The organism is Microcoleus sp. AT3-A2 (assembly GCF_036705685.1).
Classification (GTDB): domain Bacteria; phylum Cyanobacteriota; class Cyanobacteriia; order Cyanobacteriales; family Microcoleaceae; genus Microcoleus.
Genome location: NZ_JAUBVF010000050.1, coordinates 22,216 through 47,326 on the forward strand (window position 1 = coordinate 22,216; position 25,111 = coordinate 47,326).

Genomic DNA, 25,111 nt, shown 5'->3' on the forward strand with positions numbered 1-25,111 from the left:
GTTATTGGTTATTGGTTATTGGTTATTGGTTATTGGTTAGTTGTTAATGCCCAATGCCCTGCGCGTGCCAATGCCCAATGCCCAATGCCCAATGCCCAATGCCCCATTACCAATTACTAATTTATGGCTGCTAGTTATTCCTTTGATATTGTCAGCGAGTTCGATCGGCAAGAATTAGTTAACGCTGTTGACCAAACTGTGCGGGAAATTCAAAGCCGTTACGACTTGAAAGATACCAAAACTACTGTGGAATTGGGTGCAGAATCAATTACTGTCAATACGGACAGCGAATTTACTCTCGATGCAATTCACACTGTTTTGCAAACTAAAGCCGCCAAGCGGAATTTATCTTTGAAAATTTTTGATTACGGTAAAGCTGAACCTGCTAGCGGCAGTCGGGTGCGTCAAGAAATTAAACTTAAAAAAGGAATTAGTCAGGAAATCGCGAAACAAATTACTAAATTGATTCGCGATGAATTTAAGAAGATTCAAGGTTCGATTCAAGGAGATGCAGTGCGGGTGTCTGCTAAGGATAAGGATGATTTGCAGTTGGTGATTCAACGCTTGAAGCAAGAAGATTATCCCGTGGCTTTACAGTTTACCAATTACAGGTAAATTTTTGAAAGCTAAGTATTGGATTGTCGGTTGTGCGATCGCATCTTTGGGTGCGATAGAACTTGCCTTGCGCTTGATCGGATTCGGAAATCCGGCATTGCTGCAAGCTGATGCGAAGGCTGGCTATATATTTGCCCCAAATCAACTTGTATATCGCTTTGGCAATAGACTTGAGTACAATCAATTTTCTCAGCGTTCTGAACAAATCGATTCAGCAAAGCTTGAAGGTACTCTCAGAATTTTGATGATAGGAGATTCGGTTCTCAACGGTAATAATACCACCGATCAGCAAGAAACTATTCCAGAATTGTTTGAAGCGCGTTTGTTGGGCATAAAAAAGCAAGTTGAGGTGCTGAATGCTTCGGCAGGTTCTTGGGGAATTGGCAATCAATTGGGATATATTCGCAAGTTTGGCACTTTTGAAAGCGATGCTGTGATTTTGCAAATTGGTACTCACGATTTGCTACAACCTCCAAGCAGCAGCGGGGGGGTGGGAAATGACCCGCTGATGCCGGATCGCAAACCGTTATTGGCAATTCAAGAAGTGTTTCAAAGACACGTTATGTCCGAATTGTCAAGTGTTTTTGTACCGAATTCTCCTGCGGCGAGAGTGCCGGTGTCGGAATCACAACGGTTTATGGAAAATATGCAGCGATTTGAGCAAATAGTTGCTTTGGTGCGAGCTAAGAATATTCCCTTGTTTGTGTTGTATACTTGCGATCGAGCGGATTTACTGCCCGTACCGAATCAGCCGAAGTTTAAATCCGAGTTTGTCGATCGGCTAAAAGCTTTGAAAATTCCAATCATAGACACTCATGCAGCCTGGTCAAAATTGCCGAAAACGAGGGTAGAAAGTTATTTTCGGGATGGCGTACACCCCACAGCCCCAGCTTATGAATCAATAGCAGATTTAGTGTTTCAACAGTTGTGTATACAGAAAAAATTGGTGGCGTGTGGCGGGAAGGAATAAGCTGCTTTATAGCCAAAGGAAGAAGTCCGATGGAAGTCGGAAGAAGGAAGATGTAATTCCTGAGAACAGGTAACTGACAACTGACAAGTCATTGGTATTAAATATCTAAACCCGTGACTGTTAACTCTGGAGGATGTTCGACAACAAACTGATAATATAACTCTTGCTTTGCTTGCGGCGGCAGAGACATTATCCATTCTAGCAGCCCCATTTCACCTGCTACTATCTTCGGATTAGTCAGAGTCGATCGCACTTTAATCTGTTCATTGCGGCTGACTGGCAATTGCTCTTGTAGTGTCAGGTGTAGCTGCACCTGCCGCAGGTTAGTCACATTTAAGCGATAAGCGTAACTCGTGCGCCTCTGCTGACCGATCAGTTTTTTATCTACTTGTCTTTCCACTAATTCCCGCTCTATTTTTAGCCCTTCATCTATTCCTAAATTCAGTTTATATTCTTGGCCAGGGGAAACATTTTCTAACTGCATACTGCCGACAAAAGTGTTGTCGCGAAAGATATTTGCTTTACCGGGCAGAAGAGTTGCGCCTGTCAGCGGATTCACAACAACTGCTTGCAAATAGGCAAAACTGACTAATCGCGGGACGGCTATATATTCTGGTTGAAAGGGATAATTTTCGCTAAAAATCGTCACTTTGTGGGGTGTACCGTCGCTGGGAATCTTGGTATTTCCGCCTACTTGAAATGATACGGTGCCGCCTTCTTTCGATATTTGGGCTGTGGCGGTTTGAGCTTCTATGGGTTCGGGTGCTGCAGAAACACTAGGCTCAGTCATCATGGCTAATGGTACTTCGCTTGCACCTACTTTAGAATCGTATGATGCCATACTTCTTGTCATTCCCGCTCTGTAAAATTCTGCTGCTGGAGGCGATTTTGAGCGAAGAATATCGACATACCAGCATTCTAATTTAGGGGGCAGCATTCCCATTCCGGGTTTTGCTGTAGATAAAGTAAGCGCTACTCCCGTCCAATCTTCGCCTGTATTTTGATTGACTTCGGCTAGGTAATTGAGATTAATTTGGTTGTTGGTAGTGTTAACTCGCAAGTCGTAAAGAGGAGTCCAACGGGCTCGCATGACTACATAGGAAACTTCTAGTTCAAAATTGCCACTGCCGCTGGGTTCTATGGCAACAATGATGTTAAAACTTTGCTGAGAATGGGGAGTGTGTACTTGGCGCAACTGTTGCTGCAAAGCTTCTATTTGCTTGTCTAATTCGCGCTGCTGTCTTTCGTGTTGGGCGATCGCACTTACATATTTTAGGTAATTAGTTCCTAAAAAATTGAGCAATTCGCCAGTTTCGTTTAAACCTACCTGCTGTTTGGCGATGCTGCTGGAAAAGAAACCGACGCTTTTTTCGCTCAAACCTTCCACAAATTGGAGCTGAATTTTTCGGGCGGTTATTTTGTCGTTAATTCCTCGTCTTTGGGTTTGTAACTCCTTAATTTGTTGGGTTAATTCGGCAGTGCGATCGCGCGCAGGTTCGCTGCTAAACACTGTTTCGGTTCGCACTCCCAAAAGTCGCACAGCAACTGTACCCGCACCCGTGGCCCTGACTGACTCTGTGTCGAGGGTTGCGGGTACAGAGGCGATCGCCAATTCTCGCTCGTTTCCCGTCAATGTCACTGTGCCACGGCGCGTCACCAAAGCGCGATCGGTGTAAACTGTAACTTTGGATATGCTAGTATTTAGTATTTTAATGGTATCAGAATTAAGTATTTCTGAGTCAGTCATTGTTAGTTGCTCCTATTTAATAACCGTTTAGTCGATCGTGCATTTTGCAAAGTAGTTTATTAATCAAACTCAGAAGTTATTGGATTATCTACAACGGGGGAGGCCGGGTTTACGAGATCATTAGTTTTATACATTGATGGTTGGTCAAACCTGGCCCTACAGTTTGATGTTCAAAATGCTAGCGCGGGGTGGGCAGGTTTATGAGATCGTTAATGTTAGGCATTAATAGTTGATAAAACCCGCCCCGTGGGTTAATTTTAGCTCAGTGGCTCGATTCCTGCCAAATCCAAAATTTGAGGAATTAAATCTTCTCGTTTGACAGCCATCATGTGAACTCCTTGACAAATCTGCCGCGCTAGCTTGACTTGTTCGGCAGCAATTTTTATGCCTTCCTGCAAGGGTTCTGGAGCTTTTGCTAAACGATCGATCGTCTCTTGTGGGATGTGAACTCCCGGCACGTATTTTTTAATAAATTCAGCATTTTTAGCTGATTTAAACAAAAATATTCCTGCTAAAACTGGCTTGTTGCAGCCCGCAGCAACGTGGTGCATAAACTTATCCAAAACTTCAAAATCTGTAATTAATTGACTCTGAAAAAACTGTGCTCCAGCCTCTACTTTTTTCTCAAATCTACTTTGCAAACCAGACCAACTGGGGCATTGCGGATCGACGGCAGCACCAACAAATAAATCGGTAAATCCGTCGGTTAAAGGTTTGTCATTCCAGTCTTTGCCGCCATTCATTTTTTGGATGACTTGTAACAGTCGTACTGATTCCAAGTCGAATACACTTTTTGCTTTCGGATGGTCGCCGGCTTTCACGGGATCGCCTGTAAGTGCTAATACATTGCGAATGCCTAAAGCGTGGGCTCCCATGAGATCCGCTTGCAGGCCAATTTGATTGCGATCGCGACAAGCAACTTGACAAATTGGCTCAATTCCGTGCTGCACTAAAATCGCCGAAACTGCTAGGGGACACATTCGCATCACTGCGCGACTTCCGTCAGTGATATTAATGGCGTGCACTCTGTTTTTGAGGCGTTCAGCCATTTGAATTGTGTGAGTCATGTCGCCACCTTTTGGCGGGGCAACTTCGGCGGTAATTATAAATTCTCCGGGGGTGGTGCAGGCTGTGCGAAAACGGTTCATGATTATTTGTCTGTTATTGGTTATTTGTTATTTGACAGTTGTTAGTTGACAGTTGGCAGTTGTTAGTGGGTAGTTGGCAGTTGTCATTCTTAACCAGTAACCAATAACAACTAACCACAAACCACTAAACAGGTAAAGAATAACCGAAAGCTGTCTTAACCTTAGTTAGGGTTTGATTAGCAATAGCTTCTGCTTGTTCTCTTCCACGACGTAGTACAGACTCTAAATATCCCGGATCGTCCATTATTTCCTTGTATTTATCCTGAATTGGTTTGAGGGCATTAATTGTCGTATCTGTCAGCAAGGGTTTAAAATCTCCCCAACCCATGTTTTCACACTCCGCTGTTACTTCTTCCTTAGATTTCCCGGAAAGCAGGAGATAAAGTGTCAGCAAATTTCTAGCTTCGGGGCGATCGGGGTCGTCAAACGTCAAACCCCGCACGGCATCTGTTTTGCAGCGCTTGATTTTTTTGGCGATCGCATCTGGCGAATCCAATAAATTAATTCGACTTTGTTCGGAAGGGTCAGATTTCGACATTTTGCGCGTGCCATCTGTCAAACTCATCACCCTCGCACCGTCAGTCCTAATTAAGGGTTCGGGAAGTTTCAATACTGGCTTTTCGGGTGTGCCGAATTGGTGATTTAATCTGATGACAATATCGCGGGTGAGTTCCAAATGCTGTTTTTGGTCTTCTCCCACTGGCACTTTGTCGGCATCGTAAAGCAAGATGTCTGCTGCCATTAACACCGGATAATTTAGCAAACCGGCGTTGACATTTTCACCTTGTTTAACTGCTTTTTCTTTAAACTGAATCATATCTTCGAGCCAGTTAATCGGCGTAATACAGTTGAGCAGCCATGCTAGTTCTGTGTGCGCCGAGACGTGGGATTGCACGAAAATAGTAGAATATTCTAAATCGATGCCACAAGCTAAATACAGTGCGGCGATCGTGTAAGTGTCGGAGGCCAGAGTTGCTGGATTGTGCGGTGCGGTAATTGCGTGCAAATCGACTACGCAGAAGTAATTTTCGTACTGACTTTGATTTTCTACCCAGTTGCGAATGGCACCGAGATAATTGCCGAGGTGAAGATTGCCCGTTGGCTGAACTCCAGAAAGAACGCGCTTTTTGCCCATGAGGAAAGAATAGAATTGAACTCACATTTCTATATTGACACGTTATTTCAATTTCAGAGCCTCTAATTTTCTGGCGGTTGACTGTTGACTGTTGACTGTTGACTGCTGACTGCTGACAACGGAGAACTAACAACTAACAACTGACAACTGACAACTGACTAATTACCAATCTGTGAGCAACCTTGCTTTCCGCAAAACAAATGTCAGAACAGTTTCTTCGCCGGTAATAATATCGGCTCTGCCTTCCATTCCCGATTGAATCGAATACTGGCGGGGGACATTAGCCGGGGAGTTTCCGAAGAATTGGCCGTTGGGGGATTTGAGTTTTGTTAAATAAGTTTGTTCGGGCTTAATTGCCACTTCGTAATAAGCTGTACCTAAATTATTAGCGGGATTTTGAGGGGCGATCGCATCTGGGGCAATTTCGCTGACAGTTCCTTTTAATGTGCCGTAATCGGGGAAAGGCAAAGCCGAAATCCTGATCTGTACGGGTTGGCCGATTTGGATGCGGGCGATGTCTTGGGATGTCACCTTGGCTTTGACTACCAGGGGTACGTCGCTGGGAACGATTTGGGCGATCGCGCTGCCTGCTTGTACGGTTTGACCAGTATTTCGTACTTCCAATCTGAGAATTGTACCATCAGCGGGGGCGCGGATCACGCTATTTTCGAGTTTTAAGTCAATTTGATTTAGTTCTTTTTTAGCTTGAATCAATTGTTGTTGAATGGACGAGCGCTTGACGAGCAAAACCCGCCGACTTCGGCCGAGTCTTTCGGCGACATCCGGCAGCGATGTGGCGAATTTTATTAAAGCGGATTCGATTAATTCCTGTTGGGCGGAAGTTTCACTTTGGATGCTTTTAAATTGGGCGCTGGCCAAAATTTGATTTTCTAAGTCGCGCAGTTGCTGGTTGATTTGCTGTGCTGCTGTTTGAGACTGGTTAATTATTTCTTGTAACTGCTGTTGTTGAGCACCCAAACGCGAAGAATCTACAACTGCGATCGCATCTCCTTCTTTTACTGTCTGATTCTCGCTGACAGCAATGCTTTCGACGGTTCCTTCGGTTGCGGCTTGCACGACGCGCACTTCTCCCGCCGGACGGACGATCGCATCTGCTTTAACTGTAGCGCTGTATTTGGTGACGCTAGCGAGGGCGATCGCGCCGCCAAAGGTCGCCACCATCAAAATGCCCCCCAAAGTCGTCCAGCGGCTGACAGGGGGCAAAAACTGGTCGTTATCAAAGGTTTCAGCGGGTGTGGCTTCGGGAGTGAGAGACATGGCGGCAAGGGGGAGAGGGGAATAGTTTGGAGTTTTGAGTTTTGAGTTGGGGGAGAGGGAGAGCTCGATCGCTGATTTCTTTTGTCACCTTTACTCTCACCTTTCCGGAAACCAAGAATAGGTTTAGAAGTCTAAATCAAAATTCACAGGGTAAAGGTAAAAATCCGCACAGCTTTGCCGTTCCCACCGACAAACTTCGCCAAATATCAAGAGGAGTGAAGCCAGCGAGGCACTGTCATGAAAATACGGCGTTTCCGCAATGAGTTTTGGCACTGTTACCGGGTTTTTTCTGTATGCGTAGGTAGTAAGTAAGTGCATAGGTATTAATAGGAGTTATTTATGTCAGAAAATGAACAAGGTTCACTCTTCACCGAAGTAACCGATGCAGAATCTGCTACTGTCAACGGTGGCAGTATGACCAGCGGTGTTAGCGGTGCTAAAAGCAACACCGAGACCGATAACGGCAGCAGCTATAACCTCAATATGCTGTTTTTCCTGCAGGAGCCTAGCCAGCTTTATCTGTACGATCCGACCCGCGATCGCTCTTACAAAACCCTAGTGGTTTAGATAGCTGAGTCAAGTTGTGCGATCGAGTAAATTTTCAAAATTTATCCGTAATCTTCCGGAGGTCGCACAGCACTACAAGAAGTATTACTCAGTATTTACACAAGGCTCTAGAAATTCGATAAGATTTCTAGTTTCCCTTCAATTTTATTAACTTAAACGGAGTCAAATCATGAAAGAAGCAAAGGACAATTCACTGTTTGCTGAACTCACCCCTGAAGAATCAGCTAGCGTCAACGGCGGTTACTATTATGCCAATCGATACAATTGTCAGCGGCAGCGGCGCAGTTGGGTCGTGTACCGCCGGAATTGCGACGGTTCATACAGAAGAGTAGTCCGCTACGCCTACTACTAAAGTTTAGTGCTAGTCAATTCAGATATATAACTGTGGAATCGAGAAAGCACCCATAACTTTATGGGTGCTTTTTGCTGATTGGGTAGTTGGTGATGAGTAATCTTCTTTATGCTCTACCATTATTCATTTTGCAAAATGTTAAAGAACATCCCTTTGATCGGCAAAATGCCATTATTCGGACAAGTTAACAGGTTTAAGAAATATCAGGTTGTTCTCCAGCAGAGCGAAGAAGATTGCGGGGCGGCTTGTTTGGCTTCGATCGCGAAATTTTACGGACAAAATTTTACTATTAGCCGCTTACGAGAATGTGCGGGCACCGGCCAAAAAGGGACGACTCTGCTGGGCTTGAAACAAGGTGCTGAGGCGATCGGCTTTAATGCTCGATCCGTGCGAGCCGCGGCTGCTATTTTAGACCAAATTGAGGAAGCGCCTTTACCGGCAATTATTCACTGGAGCGGTTATCACTGGGTTGTTTTGTACGGAAAGCAGGGCGAAAAATATGCGATCGGCGATCCGGCTGTCGGTATGCGCTATGTTTCTAAAGCAGAATTAGCAGCAGCTTGGACAGATTGGCTGTGCTTGCTAGTAGAACCGGATGCTGAGCGGTTTTTTGCGGCCGCAGAGGGTCAACCGCCCGCTAATTCCTTACAAAAATGGATGCGCCGGATTGGGATTTATCGCCCGATTTTAATCGAAGCATTTTTGCTGAATGTGGTGTTGGGTTTGCTGTCGATTGCTTCGCCTTTTCTCGTTCAACTGCTCACCGACGACATCCTGGTGCGGGGCGACAGACAACTCCTGGCGAGTGTGGCGATCGCAGTTATAGTTATGAACCTTTTTAGCAGCAGTTTAGGATTGGTAGAGTCGAACTTAATTGCTCAGTTTTCCCAGCGCTTAGAATTGGGATTGGTGATGGAATTTGCGCGCAAATTCCTGCGATTGCCTTTGAGCTTTTACGAAACCAGACGCAGTGGCGAAATCGTCAGTAGATTACAAGATATCCAAGAAATAAATAAATTAGTTTCTCAAGCCGCTATCAGCTTGCCTAGTCAATTTTTTATAGCTGTAGTTTCTTTTATTTTTATGTTATTTTATAGCAAAGAGCTGACTTTAGCAGCTACAGCTATAGCTCTCTTAATGACTGCCTCTACAGTGGTATTTCTGCCCGTATTGCAGCAAAAAACGCGCAGTTTATTTGTACTTGAAGCAGAAACTCAAGGCGTTTTAGTAGAAACTTTTAAAGGCGCGCTGACTGTCAAAACTACTAGCAGCGGTCAGCAACTTTGGGAAGAATTTCAAACTCGCTTCGGTCGCTTAGCAAAGCTCACTTTCCGCACTACACAAATTGGTATTCTCAACAATATATTTTCGGGTTTTGTTGCCTCTGCTGGCAGCATTACTCTGCTGTGGCTTGGTAGCGGTTTGGTGATTGACAAGGTATTGAGTATCGGTCAGTTGCTAGCGTTTATTAGCATGAATCAAAACGTTACTACTTGGGTGAATTCGCTAGTAGGATTTACTGATGAGATGACTCGCGTGCAGACAGCTACTCAACGGCTGTCGGAAGTTATCGATGCTGAACCGGAAACTAAAGACGATACGAATAAACCTTTTGTAACTATTCAAGACCGCGACGGTATTGTTTGCAAGAGTGTTAATTTTCACTACCCCGGTAGACTTGACTTGCTGGAAAATTTTTCTGTCACATTTCCCGGCGGTCAAGCAATTGCTTTGATCGGCTATTCCGGCTGCGGAAAAAGTACGCTAGCTAAAGTAATTGCTGGTCTGTATCCGCTGCAATCTGGTAATATTAGAATTGGCGGTTACAACTTGCAGGATTTGTCTCTCGACAGTCTCAGACAGCAGGTAGTATTGGTTCCTCAAGAAGCCCATTTTTGGAGCCGTTCGATTCTCGAAAATTTTCGTTTGGGTAGTCCAGATATCAGCTTTGAACAGATTGTTAAAGTTTGCAAAATTGCGGGCGCGGATGAATTTATTAGCCAATTGCCGGATAAATATCAAACTGTTTTAGGGGAGTTTGGAGCGAATATTTCTGGCGGACAAAGACAAAGATTGGCGATCGCCCGCGCCCTTCTCAACAACCCACCCGTATTGATTTTAGACGAATCTACCGCAGGGCTTGACCCCGCAAGCGAAGCGGAAGTTTTAGAACAATTGTTGATGTATCGGCACGGGAAAACGACGATTTTTATCAGTCACAGGCCGCGAGTGATCGATCGCGCCGATTGGATCATCATGTTAGAACGCGGCCGATTGAAACTGCAAGGCTCGGCTGCAAAATTGCGATCGATTCCAGGAGACCATTTAGAGTTTTTGCATCCTTGAGCGAGTTAATAAAACGACAGGTTGAAATCTGTCGCTACACAAACAAAACCAGCCTGCGTGGTTCGACACATCCTTTTACACTCAACAGTCAACAGTCAACTATCATTTCGCTCGTACAACCGGAATTGATATCACTCATGACTAATAACTTCTCTAAGATTCTTGAGCCAAAGTACATCGATCGCACAATCCGAAAAACTCCAAAGTGTGATAATAAATCTTGAAAGAATGAGATTGTTGTAGTTGGCTTTCTAAGTGGTGGACGGGACATTCGTCGATCGTAATGGAGGTGCCACATTCGAGACAAGTTAGGTGGTGTTGGTCTTGGTGGGCGGCACCGTAGAGAGATTCGCCACTAGCAAGCGTTCTGACGTGAACGAACCCTTCTCGCTTTAAACCGTCGAGGGAGCGGTAAACGGTTGCTAAGCCCATGCTTTGGTCGCTGTTACGCAGTTCTAAGTAGATATCTTGCGCTGATAGCGATCGATTCAGGACTTTGAGCAAGTTTAAAATACGCTCCTGACTGCGGGTGTGGTTGGTTCTCATAATTTTTTTCTCGAATCTGCTGGAATCACATCTGTCCCTATTTCTAGGCTATCTTACTTGGGCTAACCAAATGGCGATCGGCGCGCAGCTCGGTTGTAGAATACAATGGGGCTAACTTTCACATCACCTACCGCAACATTCCCGTGACTCAGAAATATCTTGCCCAAATCTATGTTACCCTCCGCCCTTCTGTTTTAGATCCCGCCGGCACTGCCGTACAGTCTGGTTTGCAACACATGGGATACGACAATGTTGAGCGTGTGCGAATCGGGAAGTACGTTGAATTGACGCTGACTGCTGCTGGTGAGTCGGAGGCCCGCGAACAACTCGATCGCGTTTGCGACCAACTTTTGGCCAATCCAGTGATTGAAAATTATCGCTTTGATTTGACTGAAATTCCTGTTGCTGTGGAGACAGCGGCGGCATAAATGCGATCGCCCCTAGGGTGTGTTTTTAGCCCCGGAGATCCCCCCTAACCCCCCTTAATAAGGGGGGGACAATAGTGTTCAAAGTCTCTATTAAAAAGGCCAGGACAAGAGCGTTCAAAGTCTTCGTTAAAAACACGAAAACTCGGAGCACTCAAAGTCAACCCCTACTCCCCTTCTTAAGGGGGATTTAGGGGGATCGAGACTTTGATACAAGGGAGAAAAACATAAGATTTTAGTCTTATGTTGACACCTCTTCCTTCCTCCCTCTTCCCTCTTCCTTCTTCCTTCTTCCCTCTTCCTTCTTCCCTCTTCCTTCTTCCTTCAGCTTATGAAATTTGGAGTTATTGTTTTTCCGGGTTCAAATTGCGATCGCGATGTGGTGTGGGTGACTCAAGGGTTACTGCACCAACCAACTCGCATGATTTGGCACGAAGATACCGATATTTCGGATATTGATATCATTGTAATTCCCGGTGGTTTCAGTTACGGAGATTATTTGCGGTGCGGCGCGATCGCCCGTTTTTCTCCGGCGATGCAAGCGACTGCGGAACACGCGAAACAAGGTAAACTTGTATTGGGCATCTGCAACGGTTTTCAGGTGTTGACTGAAGCTGGTTTGTTGCCCGGTGCTCTGGTGCGGAATGCGGGATTGAATTTTATTTGCGATCGCGCTTCTTTGAAAGTCGAACGAGGTAATACTCGTTGGACTGCGGCTTATACTTCCGGTGAAATCATCGATTTGCCGATCGCCCACGGGGAAGGCAACTATTATGCCGATGCCGATACTTTAGCAGAACTAGAAGAGCACGAGCAAGTGCTGTTTCGCTACTGCACAGAGGCTGGAAAAATTAGCGATGCTGGCAATCCCAACGGTTCGTTAAATAATATTGCCGGTATTTGCAATCGCCAAGGCAATGTGTTAGGAATGATGCCGCATCCTGAGAGGGCATCCGATCCTATGTTGGGCGAAACTGATGGGGTGAAATTGTTTCAAGGGTTATTGATGGCAAGTGTTGCTGCTGTTTTGTAGTGGATATTTGGGGTGTCTATGGTTTTAGGAACAGGCAAGATGCCTGTTGCACAACAGATTAAATTCATCTACAAATAGACATCTCCAATAATTACTGTGGAACAGGCATTCTGCCTGTTTTTGACAAGCTTTAACTGGTTCCCAGCCTCCAGTCTGGGAACCCATATCCAGAGGCTCTGCCTCGCTTTAAAGCGACGCATCTACCAAATTAAAAATGCTAAAATGATTTGAAAGTCAATACATTGGAGAACAGTCCTATGCCTTCACCTTTTCCTGGAATGGACCCCTACTTAGAACACCCCGATTTCTGGCAGGAAACTCATCATTGGTTAATTTCTGCGATCGCGGCATCCTTAGTCCCTCAAATTCGCCCTAAATATGAGGTTGCAATCGACAAACGCATCTATGAAATTACCGATCCAAATGACAGTAACAGCGACTCCCTTTTAGTAGGTATCCCCGATGTCGCGATTAAGCGTCAATCTAATAACCCGAATATTCCTACAGGTTCAGTTGCCACTGTAAGTATAACACTTCCGACTACCGTTAAAGTGCCTGCTCCTGAAAAAATTAAACAGACTTACTTGGAAGTGCGAGAAATGGCAACTAAACAAGTTGTCACTGCAATTGAGATTCTTTCTCCCGTGAACAAACGTAGTGGAGAAGGAAGAATTACTTATCTCAAAAAACGCCAGAGCATTTTAGGTGGCTTAACCAATTTAGTGGAAATCGATTTACTACGAAAATGGGAATCTATGCCGATTCTTAACAATTCTATTCAAAGCGATTATCGGATTTTAGTCAGTCCCAGTAATCGCCGTCCGTTTGCCGAACTTTATGCTTTTAATCTCCGCGATTCTCTACCTATATTTCCGCTTCCCTTGCGCGAGGAAGATGTAGAACCTATTGTTAATTTACCAGAAATATTTGCAGGCATTTACGATCGCGCTGGCTATGATTATCGGATCGACTATAATCTAGAACCCGTACCGTCTCTATCGGAAGAAGATCGGGTTTGGGCTACCCAACTTTTGCAAGAAAAAGAACTTCTAGATAATTAATTATATTTTACTTTATATCCTAGGGTTAGTCGCGATCGACAATCTCTAAATTAACTTGAAATTTTCGCAGCGACGGACTAAACGGCAGTCGGCAAGATATAATTACTACCAACTATTTAAAAGAAGAATATTTATTTTATGTCGCGAATGAACTTAGCTAATTTTAAAACTAGGGTAATTGGATGCAGTGCGGTGATGGCTGTCGGGCAACTTATTTCAAATGCGATCGCCAATCCGGGAACTCAAGCAGCAGCGGGTATGATGGGCGGCTCGATCGCAGTTGGGGGAGTTTCGATTTTGGCGGCGATTGCTAGTGGTATAGCGGGGAATATCGCGGCTAATGACCTCGGAAATCGGCTGACGGAAGGGTTGAGCAAAAATCCGAAGATTCTCGATAATCACGATTTGATTAAGGCGGCGGGTGAGGCGATCGGCTATATTTTGAGAGAGGTTGCGAAGTCCGATCGCCTAATTGCGATCGCCGAAACCAAAAATTTGCCTTATCCAGAAACAGCACTCAGTCAATTAGCCGAGAAAACTCCTGAATACTGGCTGGATATTAACACGAATACAGCCGATTTGTCAAGGGGTTTAAATATTTCCGAAGACCAGTTAACCAAGATTTTTTCTGCGGATGTCGAAGAGTTCGATCGAGTTACGGGATTGACAACGGCAGATTGGGCAAGTTTCGTCAACGAATTCGCCGCCAGCGAGGGCAAATCCTTCGATGCGGAAATCGTGGAATTTGTGGCGGACAAACTGTACGCAACTTTCCCGAAAGCGTACCGGGAAGTGCTGAAACTGGATGCGGCGAAGGGAGGAGAAAAGTTTGCGGCGATGCTGTTGAATCTGCACCAAATTGCTTTGGCCGAACTCAAAGATTTGGGGCTGCAAAATGGGGAAATTCTGGACAAATTGGAGGCCGTGGCGACTGGGCAGCAGATTTGTCAAGTGATGGGGAAATTGGAATCCATAGAAATTGGCATCCGATCCGATTTGGCGCAAGTTCAGAATTTGCTGGAACGATTTGTTGATACTTCCGCGCCCCGATTGCCGCTTCCCTACGAGTGCGAAACGATTATTGCAGACCGGACTCAAGATTTTACCGGCCGCCGATTTGTATTTGAAGCAATTGCCGAATTCTTGCAGAAAAATCCCAAAGGATATTTTGTTTTAGAAGCCGATCCTGGTGTGGGGAAAAGTTCAATTATGGCAAAGTTAGTGCTGCTGATGCAGAGGCGCTGTGTTGTCCATTTTAACTCGCAATCTCAAGGTACTGTTAAGGCAAAGCAATTTCTGGAAAATGCCTGCACTCAGTTAATTCAAGCCTTTAAACTGGATTACCCAAAATTGCCAGAAAATGCGACTACAGATGGCAATTTTCTCAGTCGATTGTTGGGGGAAGTCAGTTCTAAATTGGGCGGAAAAAAGTTAGTTTTTGTTGTGGATGCCCTCGATGAAGTCGATATGAGCGATCAGGGGCGCGGCAGCAATGTCCTCTATTTGCCTGATGCTTTGCCGGATAATGTTTATTTTATTGTGTCGAAGCGGCCGGAAACTCTGCGTTTGCCAAATCATCAGGTTTTTGATTTGATGCAGTACAGTGCAGAAAGTTTGGCGGATGTCAAGGTTTATATTGACAAACGCACCAGCAACAGCGCATCAATTCAGAGTTGGATTAGCCGTCAAAATTTGCAGCGCGAACAATTTGTGGCGGCGGTGGCGGAAAAAAGCCAGAATAATTTTATGTACCTGCGCTATGTGCTGAATGATATCGATAGCGGCAAGTACAGCGATGTGAATTTGCAAGATTTGCCGAGGGAGTTGGAAGGATATTATGAGAAGCATTGGGCGCGGATGGAAATGGCGGTTAAAGATAAAGAATTGCGCCGCCGGAAGTTGAAGGTGATTTATTTGTTGACCAAAACTCGCAAGCCGGTTTCCTGCGATATTTTGGCTGATTTTGCTGAGGAAGATGCCTTGGATGTGCAGGAAGTTCTTGATGATTGGGAACAGTTTCTGCGCCGTAGCGGTGATAGTCCTCCTGATTACAGTATCTATCACGCGAGTTTCCAAAGATTTCTGCATCGTAAGGATGTAGTGCAGAAAGCTGGGGTTTCGCTGCCGGATATTGAAACGGCGATTTCTGATAATTTGTGGGAGGATTTGTACGGCGATGAGTAATTTTAAAGAACGGTTGGGGAAACTGTCGCCGAAAAAGCGGCTTTATGCTTTGGAAACTCTGCCGGGACATTTGGTTGAGAGTGTTCAAGGGGAACGGCTGCATCAGTTGTTGACGGATTTTGATTTTATTGAGGCGAAGTTGGATGCGGTGGGGGTTCAAGCGTTAATTGATGATTACGATTTGGCGAGAGTTTCTGATGTTTTGCTGGCGGAGGGGCAAGCGGAAACGCTGAAGTTGATTCAGGGGGCAATTCGCAAGTCGGCGCACATTTTGGATAAGGATAAAACTCAGCTTGCAGGGCATTTGTGGAGTCGGTTGGTGGATTTTGAAACACCTGAAATTCAGGGGGTCGTGAAACAAGCTAAGCAGTCGAGAAATAGTTCCTGCCTGTGGCCTTTGAAGCCTAATCTGGAAAGGGCAAATGAGGGTGCGCTGCGGACGCTTGTCGGTCATAGTTGGGGGGTAACAGCAGTGGCGATCGCACCCGACGGTAAAACAGCGATTTCCGCTTCCAATGATAAAACCCTGAAAATCTGGGACACCGAGACAGGCTGCGAACTGAAAACTCTCACGGGTCATAGTAAATCGGTATATGCAGTGGCGATCGCACCCGACGGTAAAACAGCGATTTCCGCTTCATGGGATGAAACCCTGAAAATCTGGGACACCGAGACAGGCCTGGAACTGAAAACTCTCACGGGTCATACTAACTTGGTATATGCAGTGGCGATCGCACCCGACGGTAAAACAGCGATTTCCGCATCAGGGGATCATACCCTGAAAATCTGGGACACCGAGACAGGCTCTGAACTGAAAACTCTCAGCGGTCATAGTGACCCGGTAACAGCAGTCGATCTCGCACCCGACGGAAAAACAGCGATTTCCGCTTCATGGGATCATACCCTGAAAATCTGGGACACCGAGACAGGCCGGGAACTGAAAACTCTCACGGGTCATAGTTACTGGGTAACTGCAGTGGCGATCACACCCGACGGAAAAACAGCGATTTCCGCATCAGGGGATAGAACCCTGAAAATCTGGGACACCGAGACAGGCTCTGAACTGAAAACTCTCACGGATCATAGTTGGGGGGTAAATGCAGTGGCGATCGCACCCGACGGAAAAACAGCGATTTCCGCTTCTTATGATGAAACCCTGAAAATCTGGAACACCGAGACAGGCCGGGAACTGAAAACTCTCACGGGTCATAGTGACAGGGTAAAAGCAGTGGATCTCGCACCAGACGGTAAAACAGCGATTTCCGCTTCCGATGATAGAACCCTGAAAATCTGGGATTTGCTCACAGGTAAAGAGGTTGCTAGTTTCAGCGGAGAAGGTGCGTTTTCTGGCTGTGCTTTTGCGCCTGATGGAGTGACTGTTGTAGCGGGCGATTTATCCGGTCGGGTGCATTTCCTGCGTTTGGAGGGAGTTAGCAGCGGGCGATAATCGAATTTTTGTGTTTGGAGGGGCGAGCTAATTTGAAATCCTCGGCGGTTGAAATCCCGGCGGTTGGAAACCGCGTCTACACAAACGATGTCCGCCTACGCGGACGAAGAGGGTATTCGGAGAGTGAAAATCATCGGCTGAAATCTTCAACCCGCTTTCGTCGGGTTTTGTCTGTGTAGCCGCGGTTTCAACCGCCGGGTTTTTTGTGGATGGGCGATCGGGTTTTTTGTGGAGGGGCGATCGGGTTTTTTGTGGAGGGGCGATCGAATTTGAGAGAAATGTGCGATCTGGTTTTTGGGTTTATGTGCAATAGAGTTTTTGGTGGATGGGCGATCGGGCTATAATACAGAAAACTTGACAACAAAAATGAATGTCATGAGAGAGTTAATCCAACAAGAATTAGAAAAGTTCGATCGAGAACAACTCCAACAAGTATTTGAATTTATTAGCTTCCTGAAATTCCGTGCCAGATTAGTGACTATTCCTGCGATCGATGAAACTAACTTAGCTGCACTCTACAGCGAATTTGCCGAAGAAGACCGACAACTGGCGGAACTCGGAATCAGGGAATATTCAGAACTCCTCAAACATGAGGATTTGGCATGACAATCAGACGAGGTGAAATCTGGATTGCCAACCTCGATCCCACACAAGGTTCCGAACAAGCAGGCGTGCGTCCCACAATTATTTTTCAAAACGATACAATTTCGAGATACACAACTACTGTTATCAGTATTCCTCTCACCACAAATCTGCGCCGTGCATCTCTTCCTTCCTGTGTCTTGATTCCCGGCGGCGAGGGAGGATTAACTCAAGATTCTGTGGCATTGTGCCATCAACTGCGAGTTTTGGATAAAACAAGATTGCGAAATAAAATTGGTGAAGTCAATCCAGAGATACTGGTACAATTAGAAAATATCATATTATTTACCTTGGGTTACTTGCCTTAAAAAGAGCGAGCGATTTTTATTTTTCATAGATAGTATTTGGATCGACTTTTAGGGAAAGGGGCGATCGGTTTTTGTGGATGGGCGATCGGGTTTTTTTGGATTGATGGGGGCCATCGAATTTGATTTGTTAGTCCGTTAGTTAGTCCGCGCCAGGGGTTAGTTGGTTCGTTGCCGAGTCCGCCAGGGGTTGAAACCCCCGGCGGGCTGTGTCACAAAGCAGACAAATTTTCAGTCGGTTTCAGGGCGATCGAATTTGAGAGAAATGTGCGATCGGGCAATAATTTGTTCAACAATAAGTGATTAATGGGAACCCGATTAGTGCGATCGTTACTTGTTTCTCGGATTGTATCAGGTTCAAAAAGATTGTGAGTAAAATAAACGGGGTTTGCGTCAGTTGTTTTTGTAAGTGAGTCTGGTAAAATGTTGGTAACATATTTTTGGGAATAGGCAATCGTGTAATAATTCTGCTGCCTATCTTTTTTTACCACAACACAGCTCAATCCTTACCGTGTCTGAATTTGGGGTGGGTTGTCACCCCCCCAGCAAACTAACAATCCTATTTTTTAATAGTCGCTTGCAAATAAAGCAGCGGGTCTTCAGCAACCCAACCCAAACCCGAATTGTACCGAACTTCAAAATGCAAATGAGATGGCGGAATGTCCCGTTTTCCCGTCGTCCCCACAGTTCCCAAAACTTCTCCAGACAGCACTTTTTGACCGACTTTTACCGCAATATCTTTCAAATGAGCGTAGCGCGTTTGCTTCCCCGCTTCATGGTTCACCACCACTAAATTCCCGTAATCCCCCTGTGGCCCGGCAAAGGCGACAGTCCCTTCGCCCGCCGCCAAAACCTGCGTACCCTCCGACGCCAAAAAATCTACGCCGCTGTGGAAAAAAAATTCGCGCCGCGCCGGATGCAATTGCCGCCCGTAACGCAAAGCTTCTACTGCTGGGGCGGGCAGCGGAAATCCTTCCACCGATGGCGTTGCATCGGGATTGATAGAAGGCCCGATCGACCTATTCACCGCTGGCACAAACACGGTTTTCCCCAAAGGCCTGCACCCATTCGCCTCAAATAGCAAATCTGCGGGCACTTTGTAAGCTTCTGCCAGTTTTTGCCAATTCCAGCCCGCAGGCACTTCTACCTCCCTGCCACTGTACGGAGGAATGACGATCGCACTTCCAGCAGATACTCCACCGCCCCGCAACATCGGATTTATCCCGATCAGCGCCGCAGGACTCACATTGTACTGCCACGCGATGCTTTCTATTGTTTCGCCCTGGGCCACAGTGTGGCGGCGCAACCGAGACATAGCCGGACTGGGGCAATCGCGGGCGGGGTCGGGGTTTTCTACAGGTGTACCTAAAGGAAGATTTGCAGGTGGGATTTCGGTATTTGCCGCCGTTTTCCCAACGGGTGCGATCGACCAAATTAATGCAAAAATCAGCGGAAATAAGCGTTTCAAAGTCATTATGTACATAAAAAAGTATTCATTTCGGACAGTTGACAATTTTAAAATCCTGTGAAGCTGCATATTTACAAGCTCTAGCCACCCCCCAGACTGTAAATCCCAGGCTAAGCCAAGTTAGGATGAGAATTATTAGTTTGATTCGCTCTTGGCAAATCCGGCAAAATTGCCTGTGATGCCGATGGGCCCCTGCCTGTTAACAGCTATGTTCTTGAGGAAGCGGTACGCCCCGCCCCGCTTCCTTCCCGTCGCCAAGACAAAAATGCTTGATTCGGAACCTGTCTGCGGGGATGAGGTATTTAGCGGGAGTTATTAAATGAGTTTATCTTTTAAGCAAGCGACCCTTTATGTGACTCTGCTGTCAATCGGCGGAGGTATGGGATGGTTGGGAAATCGCTATCTGCAAGGCTCAAACAATCTGGAAACCGGATTGGTTTTGCCAGTAGTACGCCAGCAAATCCCCCCCTATGCGTCTCCTCCAGTTCTGGAAAATCGGGCGGTCGATCGCAGCAATCCCAATTTTATTGCTGAAGCAGCCGAAAAAGTCGGCCCGGCTGTAGTGCGGATTGACGCCTCCAGCAAGGTGGCGAATCAAGTGCCCGAAGCATTCAAAAATCCGTTGTTTCGTCGGTTTTTTGGGGAGAATTTGCCGCAGCCGGAAGAACGAGTCAAGAGAGGTACGGGTTCCGGGTTTATTCTCACTTCGGACGGCCGCATCGTTACTAATGCTCACGTTGTCTCCGGGACGGATACTGTCAAGGTGACGCTCAAAGACGGCCGCGAGTTTGAGGGTAAGGTGCAGGGAGTCGATCCGCTGACGGATGTCGCTGTGGTTAAGATTAATGCTAAGGAACTGCCGCAGGTGGCTTTGGGTCGATCGGACAATATTGTACCGGGACAGTGGGCGATCGCGATCGGCAATCCTTTAGGTCTCGACAATACCGTGACTGTGGGCATTATCAGCGCTACGGGTCGATCGAGTTCCCAAGTCGGCATCCCCGACAAGCGAGTCCGCTTCATCCAAACCGACGCCGCCATCAACCCCGGCAATTCAGGCGGCCCCCTGCTCAATGACCAAGGCGAAGTAATTGGCATCAATACCGCCATTCGCGCCGACGCTCAGGGCTTGGGATTTGCAATTCCGATCGAAACCGCCAAACGAATTTCCGATCAGTTATTCGCCAAAGGTAGAGCCGAACATCCCTATCTCGGCATTCAAATGGTCAGCTTGACTGCCGCCACCAAGGCAGAACTCAACAAACAGCTCGATAATAATAAAATTACCCTCGATCAAGGCGTAGCCGTGACGCGAGTCGTGGAAAATTCCCCCGCTCAAAAAGCCGACTTGCGCGCCGGAGATGTCATTCAAAAAGTTGACGGAATTGGGGTTAACACGCCCGGTGACGTGCAAGAACGGGTGGAAAACACGGTTGTGGGCAAAGAACTCGAGCTGGAAATTAACCGTTTGGGTCAAGTTCAGAAAATTAAAGTACGTCCGGGTGCTTTTCCCCTATCGGGTAGCTCCGCCGGTGGCTAATACCATTTCCGATTTTCGATTAAAGAATTGGGAATGACTTACGGGATAAGGATTTGGAGCTTACTTACAGTTGCATTCTTGTGTGAAACTGGTATTTATGTGCAAACGGTGGAGGATGAAAGATAAATCTGATGCTTTATAGTCCTGGACGCAGGAACCGGGTTTTTTTACCAAAATCCTCGGTGTAGCGCGAGGGATACCCGGTTAACAGCCCGGTTTCTTAATTCCCTGTGCCTCCACGATTCAGGATTATGGGTTTTTCGGAACAACTTTCATCTTTCTGGCTTCCTCTACCCGTTGATCTTTTTACTTGTCTTTGGGTGAGTTGGGTTGAATCGAGCTGGTGCTTGCTAAATTTTCTTCTAGGTGCATCCTCTGCTCCATTTGCCTCAAAAAATAGCCTGTCATCATCGCTGAAGCTAGCAAACCTGCTAAGTTTTCGCGATCGGTGGTAATTTCGACGTTAAAATTTTCTGAAGGCAACACGCCGACAAGTCCTTGAACGTTATGAGAGATTATTTCTCTGATGTCGGAGCTGACGGACTTGGCGACGCGGGCTAGAACCTCCGGGGATTGGTGTTGGAGGTACTTCAGCAGTGGATTGACTGCGGTTTGTTGGGCATTGTTGGATGTGTCAAAGTCAGGGTGAAAAACCATTTGGCGATTCTTAATTTCTGGCTGGTTACATTCTACTTCAAACTACTCGTCATTGCTTGGGTACAAATTTGCCTGAAAGTCAATTTGCAATTGTTTTGGCAGTTGGTCTACTTGAAAGTACCGATGAAATTTCTCGGTAACTTGTAACCAATACGACCGCCCCTCAGCCGATCGCCGTTTGCGGACGAAACCCATTTCTACAAGTTCCTGCACTTGTTGGTAAGCTCCTGAACCTCGCAAGTTAACTAAATCTGGCTGAGCGATGCCGCCTTTGAGGGCGATCGCAGCCAGCGTCCGCAAAGCTCCCACACCTAATTCTGGAGGTATTAAAGTTTGCATTAAACTGGCAAACTCTTCTCTGAGTTGCAGGCTGTATCCTGTGGGGGTTTCGACGACTTCTAATGCACTGTCACGGTGGGACGAGTCAGACATGAGTTCGATGATGGCGTCTTCGGCTTCGGCTCGATCGCACTTGGCAATCTCGGCAATTTCTGCGATCGACACTGGCTGACCTTTTAAGTAAAGTATGGCTTCTATTGTTGTGGCTAAGCGAGTCATTTGGGAATTAGTAACGAGGAATTGGGACGTTGAAAGAAAAAAGAAGAAGCAAGGAAGAAGAAGGACTCAGGAAAACAACAGTTATCCGTATTTCCGTAACTTCCGTGTCGTGAATAATGGGAGTTAGGAATAAACATTCCCCTCACACAAATTATTAATAGTGTAGGTTAGGTTGAGAAACAAAACCAAAACTTTCAATTTTCTTTTTTTATATCATTCCGAAACGCAGAAATATATAACGTTTCTGGCTCTCCTGAGCTTATGGTAAGATATATCAACCAATACAGATGACCAGGGTAAGCTCATCTAATTGGGTATAAATTGTACTTGACAAAATTACGACTATAGAGGATGGGAGATTTAGGTATTAGCGATACTATAATGTCTTAAAAGCTAAGTCGCCCGGCGCGGTGGGTAAAACTCAATGAATCAAGGATTCGCGCCAGTTTTCGCAACGCCTAAATCAAAGCAACCACAAAACCCGCCCCAACCTATTTCCATGCAAGAGTTACAAGGGAGCTTGTCAAGTTATTTTGACGACGTACCCGACCCAAGAGTGAACCGAACCAAACGCCACCTACTGAAAGACATTCTCGTCATTGCCATATTATCTACTCCTTTCCCGCTCAAAGAGTACAGAAAATGCTATTAAAAAAAAGCGAGGAAAATATCAATGAATCTGAGCCAAAGATTGCGATTAGTAAGCCTAGATAAAAAGCAGTGGCAGCGACTATATTACAAGAATCAGCAAGCATATATACGACAAAGACTATCAGCAATCAGGTATCTAAGTGAGGAAAAAGTCGAGGGGAAGTAGCCAAATAAATTAGTAGGCTCTACAGATTGAACCATAGCCAAATGGATTGGTAAATATCTAGATCCAGGATTAGAATGGCTAGTGGAGCCAATCAAGCATCAAGTGAAAGAGAGGCTTAATCCTGAGCGGCAGCAGAATATCAAAGAAATGGTATTGAACGATAGGCCAACTAAGTATGGAATAGACCGAGAAATCTGGACCCGAAAAATTATAGCATTCGTAATAAAGCAGAGATGCGGAAGAGAGTTGAAAACATCGAAAATCTATGAAATATTAGATAAGTTGAATCTATCACATCAAAAAGCACACCGAGATTACGAGAATGCTTCACCAAAAAAATAAAAAGAGTTTGTGAAGATGCTAAAAAAAATGCGCCCGAAAAAGCCTGGGTAGAAAATTATCTTCTTTGATGAGTTAGCAGTATATAACCGACCAAGTACATACTAATACGATTTTTTTAAAGATGTGATAGACTTGTGTAAAAAGTAAAGGAGAGAATTACAATGTCTGTTCGTCCTCATATAAAGATTACCGAATCTGGAGAAAAATTACGAGAAATCCTCAAACAACTTGCAAAGAATCCTTGCTTATAACAAAGTCTAAATGCTTTATTTATTTCAGTCAAAACAAGTAGAAACTGTGCGGGAAGTATCCGCAGTTTTAGGTAAAAGTGAGGCAACGATTCATCGCTGGCTCTCCCAATAGAGAAAGGACGGTCTGGAAAATTTGTTAAAAAATAGGCAGGTTTTCGGTAGCCCAAAAAAGTTCTCAGTTGAAATAGCAGCGACCTTGCAACAAGAGTTGAGAGATCCCGAAGGATTTAAGAGTTATAAAGAAGTTCATCTTTGGTTATGGTTGATTAAAGGAATAGCCAGTAGTTACCCGGCTGTATATTCTTTAGTGAGAGGGGAATTAAAAAGTAAATTAAAAATTCCCAGACCTCGCAGTGTTTCTCAGAAATCTACGGCAATTAATGAATTTAAAAATAACTTACATCAACAGATAAAAGCTCTACTAGAGAAAGCTTTACCTCAAGTAAACAAATATAAAAAAGTCACTTATGGGTGTAGCGATGAAACTCGACTAGGACTCCATACAATAAAGTCGGCGCAAGCTGACGCTTTCAGGCGTAAAGCCCATCGGGGAGCATCAATGGAAATTTGAGTGTTTTTGGCTGTATGGGGCAGTATCAATCGCTACTGGAAAGAGTTTTTTTTGGGAGTTTTCGCATTTAGACAAAGTTTGTTTTGAAGCATATTTACAACTTTTGTCAATACAATATCCTCATGAATTACACATTATTCAAGTTGATAACGCACCCGCTCATAAGTTGGACTGATCTGAATTACCAGACAAGGTTATTTTACTATTTCAGCCTCCGGCTTGTCCCGAAGTAAATCCGACAGAAAGAGTGTGGGAATATCTGAAAGATTTTTTAGCGAAAGTCGGTGTTTAGTAATCTTGACGAACTCCGCACAAAAGTCAAGGAAATTTTGGCATCTTTCACCGATCGTGTCATTGGTTTTCTTACCGGATGGTCGTGGATTTTAAATTCTTTATCTCTATCACATCTTTAAAAAAATGGTATAAGACAGATGCTGGGTGAGCTAATTTCGGTTCTGTCTACTCGTCCAAACCCTTTTCGGGTTTTTCCCTCATGACCTGGTTGTCCACCTGGTTTCTTTTTTTGGTCTGCTTATGGTTTGACTGTTGCTTTCTCGGGTTTTTGGATGAGATCCGTTGATGGAGGTATTGAAGAAGTCTGACTGGTGGTTTGACTTTTTCCCGTAGCAATGGCTAGTTTTTCTTGCAATTCTTCAATTATTTTTTGCAGCCCCATTACCAGTTCTACCAGTTCAGCTTGGCTCAACTGCTCGATTTGGATTTTTTCTTTCTGTCTGGTGGCTGCGGGCTTTTTCATTCGTTTATTTTACCAGATGCCGCCACTGGTAGTCCCCTGAAGGAAAGGATCGAGAGAATAAAACTGAATTCAAAGAAAAGTAGGCATTTAGAGTTGTAAACTAGCATTGTAATGATGTACGAAGCGCCAAATTGCAGCAATATGATTTTCTAATTTTTTAGAGAAGGCTAAGCTCTTTCTTACCAGTCGAGAAACTCTTTGTCGAAGAGTACAGTTGAAGCGCTCGATATAGCTAGTCAAACCACTGTCTTTATCTACACTTTGATGACGAATGCTTGGCAATACAGAATCATAAGCACTCCAATGGTCTGTATAAATTACTGCACATTGACGGTACACTGGTGGTATT

Annotated in this window: 26 protein-coding genes and 1 pseudogene; 16 read left to right on the forward strand and 11 right to left on the reverse strand. The window is 45.3% G+C overall.

What is annotated here, in order from left to right:
• Positions 1–123: 123 nt before the first annotated feature.
• On the forward strand, positions 124–615 hold the full coding sequence (locus QUB37_RS22390; protein WP_006634691.1) for a YajQ family cyclic di-GMP-binding protein: 492 nt from the start codon (positions 124–126) through the stop codon (positions 613–615).
• 4 nt (positions 616–619) lie between these two features.
• Complete coding sequence (locus QUB37_RS22395) at positions 620–1,585, forward strand: SGNH/GDSL hydrolase family protein (protein ID WP_333166267.1); 966 nt, start codon at positions 620–622, stop codon at positions 1,583–1,585.
• Positions 1,586–1,682: 97 nt separating this feature from the next.
• Here QUB37_RS22395 and QUB37_RS22400 read toward each other — a convergent pair whose 3' ends face one another.
• The 4 genes from QUB37_RS22400 to QUB37_RS22415 all read right to left on the reverse strand — a co-directional run bounded on the left by QUB37_RS22400 (position 1,683) and on the right by QUB37_RS22415 (position 6,893).
• Complete coding sequence (locus tag QUB37_RS22400) at positions 1,683–3,332, reverse strand: mucoidy inhibitor MuiA family protein (RefSeq protein WP_333166269.1); 1,650 nt, start codon at positions 3,330–3,332, stop codon at positions 1,683–1,685.
• Between the two features lie 257 nt (positions 3,333–3,589).
• A complete protein-coding gene (locus QUB37_RS22405) occupies positions 3,590–4,480 on the reverse strand; it encodes a methylenetetrahydrofolate reductase (RefSeq protein WP_333166271.1) in 891 nt (296 codons plus the stop codon).
• A gap of 124 nt (positions 4,481–4,604) precedes the next feature.
• Positions 4,605–5,615 (reverse strand): tryptophan--tRNA ligase, encoded by a 1,011-nt coding sequence (gene trpS, locus QUB37_RS22410; protein ID WP_333166273.1) that lies wholly within the window; start codon positions 5,613–5,615, stop codon positions 4,605–4,607.
• A 162-nt stretch (positions 5,616–5,777) separates the two neighbouring features.
• Positions 5,778–6,893, reverse strand: a complete 1,116-nt coding sequence (locus tag QUB37_RS22415; protein WP_333166277.1) for an HlyD family efflux transporter periplasmic adaptor subunit — start codon at positions 6,891–6,893, stop codon at positions 5,778–5,780.
• Between the two features lie 339 nt (positions 6,894–7,232).
• Here QUB37_RS22415 and QUB37_RS22420 point away from each other — a divergent pair, with 339 nt between their 5' ends.
• From QUB37_RS22420 to QUB37_RS22430, 3 genes are all read left to right on the forward strand, one after another.
• The gene (locus QUB37_RS22420) at positions 7,233–7,460 is read left to right on the forward strand and encodes a secretion protein HlyD (protein ID WP_333166280.1); all 228 of its coding nucleotides are present in this window, start codon (positions 7,233–7,235) and stop codon (positions 7,458–7,460) included.
• A gap of 169 nt (positions 7,461–7,629) precedes the next feature.
• Entirely contained in the window at positions 7,630–7,812 is a 183-nt protein-coding gene (locus QUB37_RS22425) for a hypothetical protein (RefSeq protein WP_333166282.1), read from the forward strand.
• A 135-nt stretch (positions 7,813–7,947) separates the two neighbouring features.
• Positions 7,948–10,158 (forward strand): peptidase domain-containing ABC transporter, encoded by a 2,211-nt coding sequence (locus tag QUB37_RS22430; RefSeq protein WP_333166284.1) that lies wholly within the window; start codon positions 7,948–7,950, stop codon positions 10,156–10,158.
• A 153-nt stretch (positions 10,159–10,311) separates the two neighbouring features.
• Here QUB37_RS22430 and QUB37_RS22435 read toward each other — a convergent pair whose 3' ends face one another.
• The gene (locus tag QUB37_RS22435) at positions 10,312–10,704 is read right to left on the reverse strand and encodes a Fur family transcriptional regulator (RefSeq protein WP_006634700.1); all 393 of its coding nucleotides are present in this window, start codon (positions 10,702–10,704) and stop codon (positions 10,312–10,314) included.
• A 143-nt stretch (positions 10,705–10,847) separates the two neighbouring features.
• Between QUB37_RS22435 and purS the strand changes: the two genes are divergently transcribed.
• The 8 genes from purS (at position 10,848) to QUB37_RS22475 (ending at position 17,804) form a co-directional block, all read left to right on the forward strand.
• Positions 10,848–11,132, forward strand: a complete 285-nt coding sequence (gene purS / locus QUB37_RS22440) for a phosphoribosylformylglycinamidine synthase subunit PurS (protein ID WP_333042010.1) — start codon at positions 10,848–10,850, stop codon at positions 11,130–11,132.
• A gap of 328 nt (positions 11,133–11,460) precedes the next feature.
• Positions 11,461–12,162 carry a phosphoribosylformylglycinamidine synthase subunit PurQ gene (purQ, locus tag QUB37_RS22445; protein WP_333166288.1) on the forward strand — a complete coding sequence of 234 codons (702 nt, stop codon included), beginning with the start codon at positions 11,461–11,463 and terminating at the stop codon, positions 12,160–12,162.
• Positions 12,163–12,419: 257 nt separating this feature from the next.
• Positions 12,420–13,223 (forward strand): DUF4058 family protein, encoded by an 804-nt coding sequence (locus tag QUB37_RS22450; RefSeq protein WP_333166291.1) that lies wholly within the window; start codon positions 12,420–12,422, stop codon positions 13,221–13,223.
• 138 nt (positions 13,224–13,361) lie between these two features.
• Entirely contained in the window at positions 13,362–15,407 is a 2,046-nt protein-coding gene (locus QUB37_RS22455) for an ATP-binding protein (protein WP_333166294.1), read from the forward strand.
• On the forward strand, positions 15,400–16,854 hold the full coding sequence (locus QUB37_RS22460; protein ID WP_333166297.1) for a beta-propeller domain-containing protein: 1,455 nt from the start codon (positions 15,400–15,402) through the stop codon (positions 16,852–16,854). Before QUB37_RS22455 ends, QUB37_RS22460 begins: the two co-directional genes overlap by 8 nt.
• Positions 16,855–17,063: 209 nt before the next feature.
• Complete coding sequence (locus tag QUB37_RS22465) at positions 17,064–17,198, forward strand: hypothetical protein (protein ID WP_333166298.1); 135 nt, start codon at positions 17,064–17,066, stop codon at positions 17,196–17,198.
• A 22-nt stretch (positions 17,199–17,220) separates the two neighbouring features.
• Positions 17,221–17,460, forward strand: coding sequence for a hypothetical protein (locus tag QUB37_RS22470; protein ID WP_333166300.1), 240 nt, complete (start codon positions 17,221–17,223; stop codon positions 17,458–17,460).
• On the forward strand, positions 17,457–17,804 hold the full coding sequence (locus QUB37_RS22475; protein WP_333157691.1) for a type II toxin-antitoxin system PemK/MazF family toxin: 348 nt from the start codon (positions 17,457–17,459) through the stop codon (positions 17,802–17,804). Before QUB37_RS22470 ends, QUB37_RS22475 begins: the two co-directional genes overlap by 4 nt.
• Positions 17,805–18,013: 209 nt before the next feature.
• Here the strand turns inward: QUB37_RS22475 and QUB37_RS22480 are convergent, their stop codons facing one another.
• Both QUB37_RS22480 and QUB37_RS22485 read right to left on the reverse strand, forming a co-directional pair.
• Entirely contained in the window at positions 18,014–18,292 is a 279-nt protein-coding gene (locus QUB37_RS22480; protein WP_333166303.1) for a hypothetical protein, read from the reverse strand.
• Positions 18,293–18,360: 68 nt separating this feature from the next.
• Positions 18,361–19,284 (reverse strand): M23 family metallopeptidase, encoded by a 924-nt coding sequence (locus QUB37_RS22485; RefSeq protein ID WP_333166304.1) that lies wholly within the window; start codon positions 19,282–19,284, stop codon positions 18,361–18,363.
• Between the two features lie 304 nt (positions 19,285–19,588).
• Between QUB37_RS22485 and QUB37_RS22490 the strand changes: the two genes are divergently transcribed.
• Complete coding sequence (locus QUB37_RS22490; protein ID WP_333166307.1) at positions 19,589–20,809, forward strand: HhoA/HhoB/HtrA family serine endopeptidase; 1,221 nt, start codon at positions 19,589–19,591, stop codon at positions 20,807–20,809.
• Positions 20,810–21,115: 306 nt separating this feature from the next.
• Here the strand turns inward: QUB37_RS22490 and QUB37_RS22495 are convergent, their stop codons facing one another.
• Together QUB37_RS22495 and scpB are read right to left on the reverse strand one after the other, a co-directional pair.
• Positions 21,116–21,466, reverse strand: coding sequence for a DUF760 domain-containing protein (locus tag QUB37_RS22495; RefSeq protein WP_333166310.1), 351 nt, complete (start codon positions 21,464–21,466; stop codon positions 21,116–21,118).
• Between the two features lie 42 nt (positions 21,467–21,508).
• Entirely contained in the window at positions 21,509–22,024 is a 516-nt protein-coding gene (scpB, locus tag QUB37_RS22500) for an SMC-Scp complex subunit ScpB (RefSeq protein ID WP_333065039.1), read from the reverse strand.
• A 964-nt stretch (positions 22,025–22,988) separates the two neighbouring features.
• Between scpB and QUB37_RS29910 the strand changes: the two genes are divergently transcribed.
• Together QUB37_RS29910 and QUB37_RS22505 are read left to right on the forward strand one after the other, a co-directional pair.
• Positions 22,989–23,183 (forward strand): winged helix-turn-helix domain-containing protein, encoded by a 195-nt coding sequence (locus QUB37_RS29910; protein ID WP_445300051.1) that lies wholly within the window; start codon positions 22,989–22,991, stop codon positions 23,181–23,183.
• Positions 23,184–23,344: 161 nt separating this feature from the next.
• A pseudogene (locus tag QUB37_RS22505) lies at positions 23,345–24,418 on the forward strand (IS630 family transposase).
• 119 nt (positions 24,419–24,537) lie between these two features.
• Here the strand turns inward: QUB37_RS22505 and QUB37_RS22510 are convergent.
• Together QUB37_RS22510 and QUB37_RS22515 are read right to left on the reverse strand one after the other, a co-directional pair.
• Complete coding sequence (locus QUB37_RS22510; RefSeq protein WP_333166312.1) at positions 24,538–24,762, reverse strand: hypothetical protein; 225 nt, start codon at positions 24,760–24,762, stop codon at positions 24,538–24,540.
• An 87-nt stretch (positions 24,763–24,849) separates the two neighbouring features.
• The coding region (locus QUB37_RS22515; RefSeq protein ID WP_333166314.1) for an IS1 family transposase at positions 24,850–25,111 on the reverse strand (262 nt) is incomplete at its 5' end.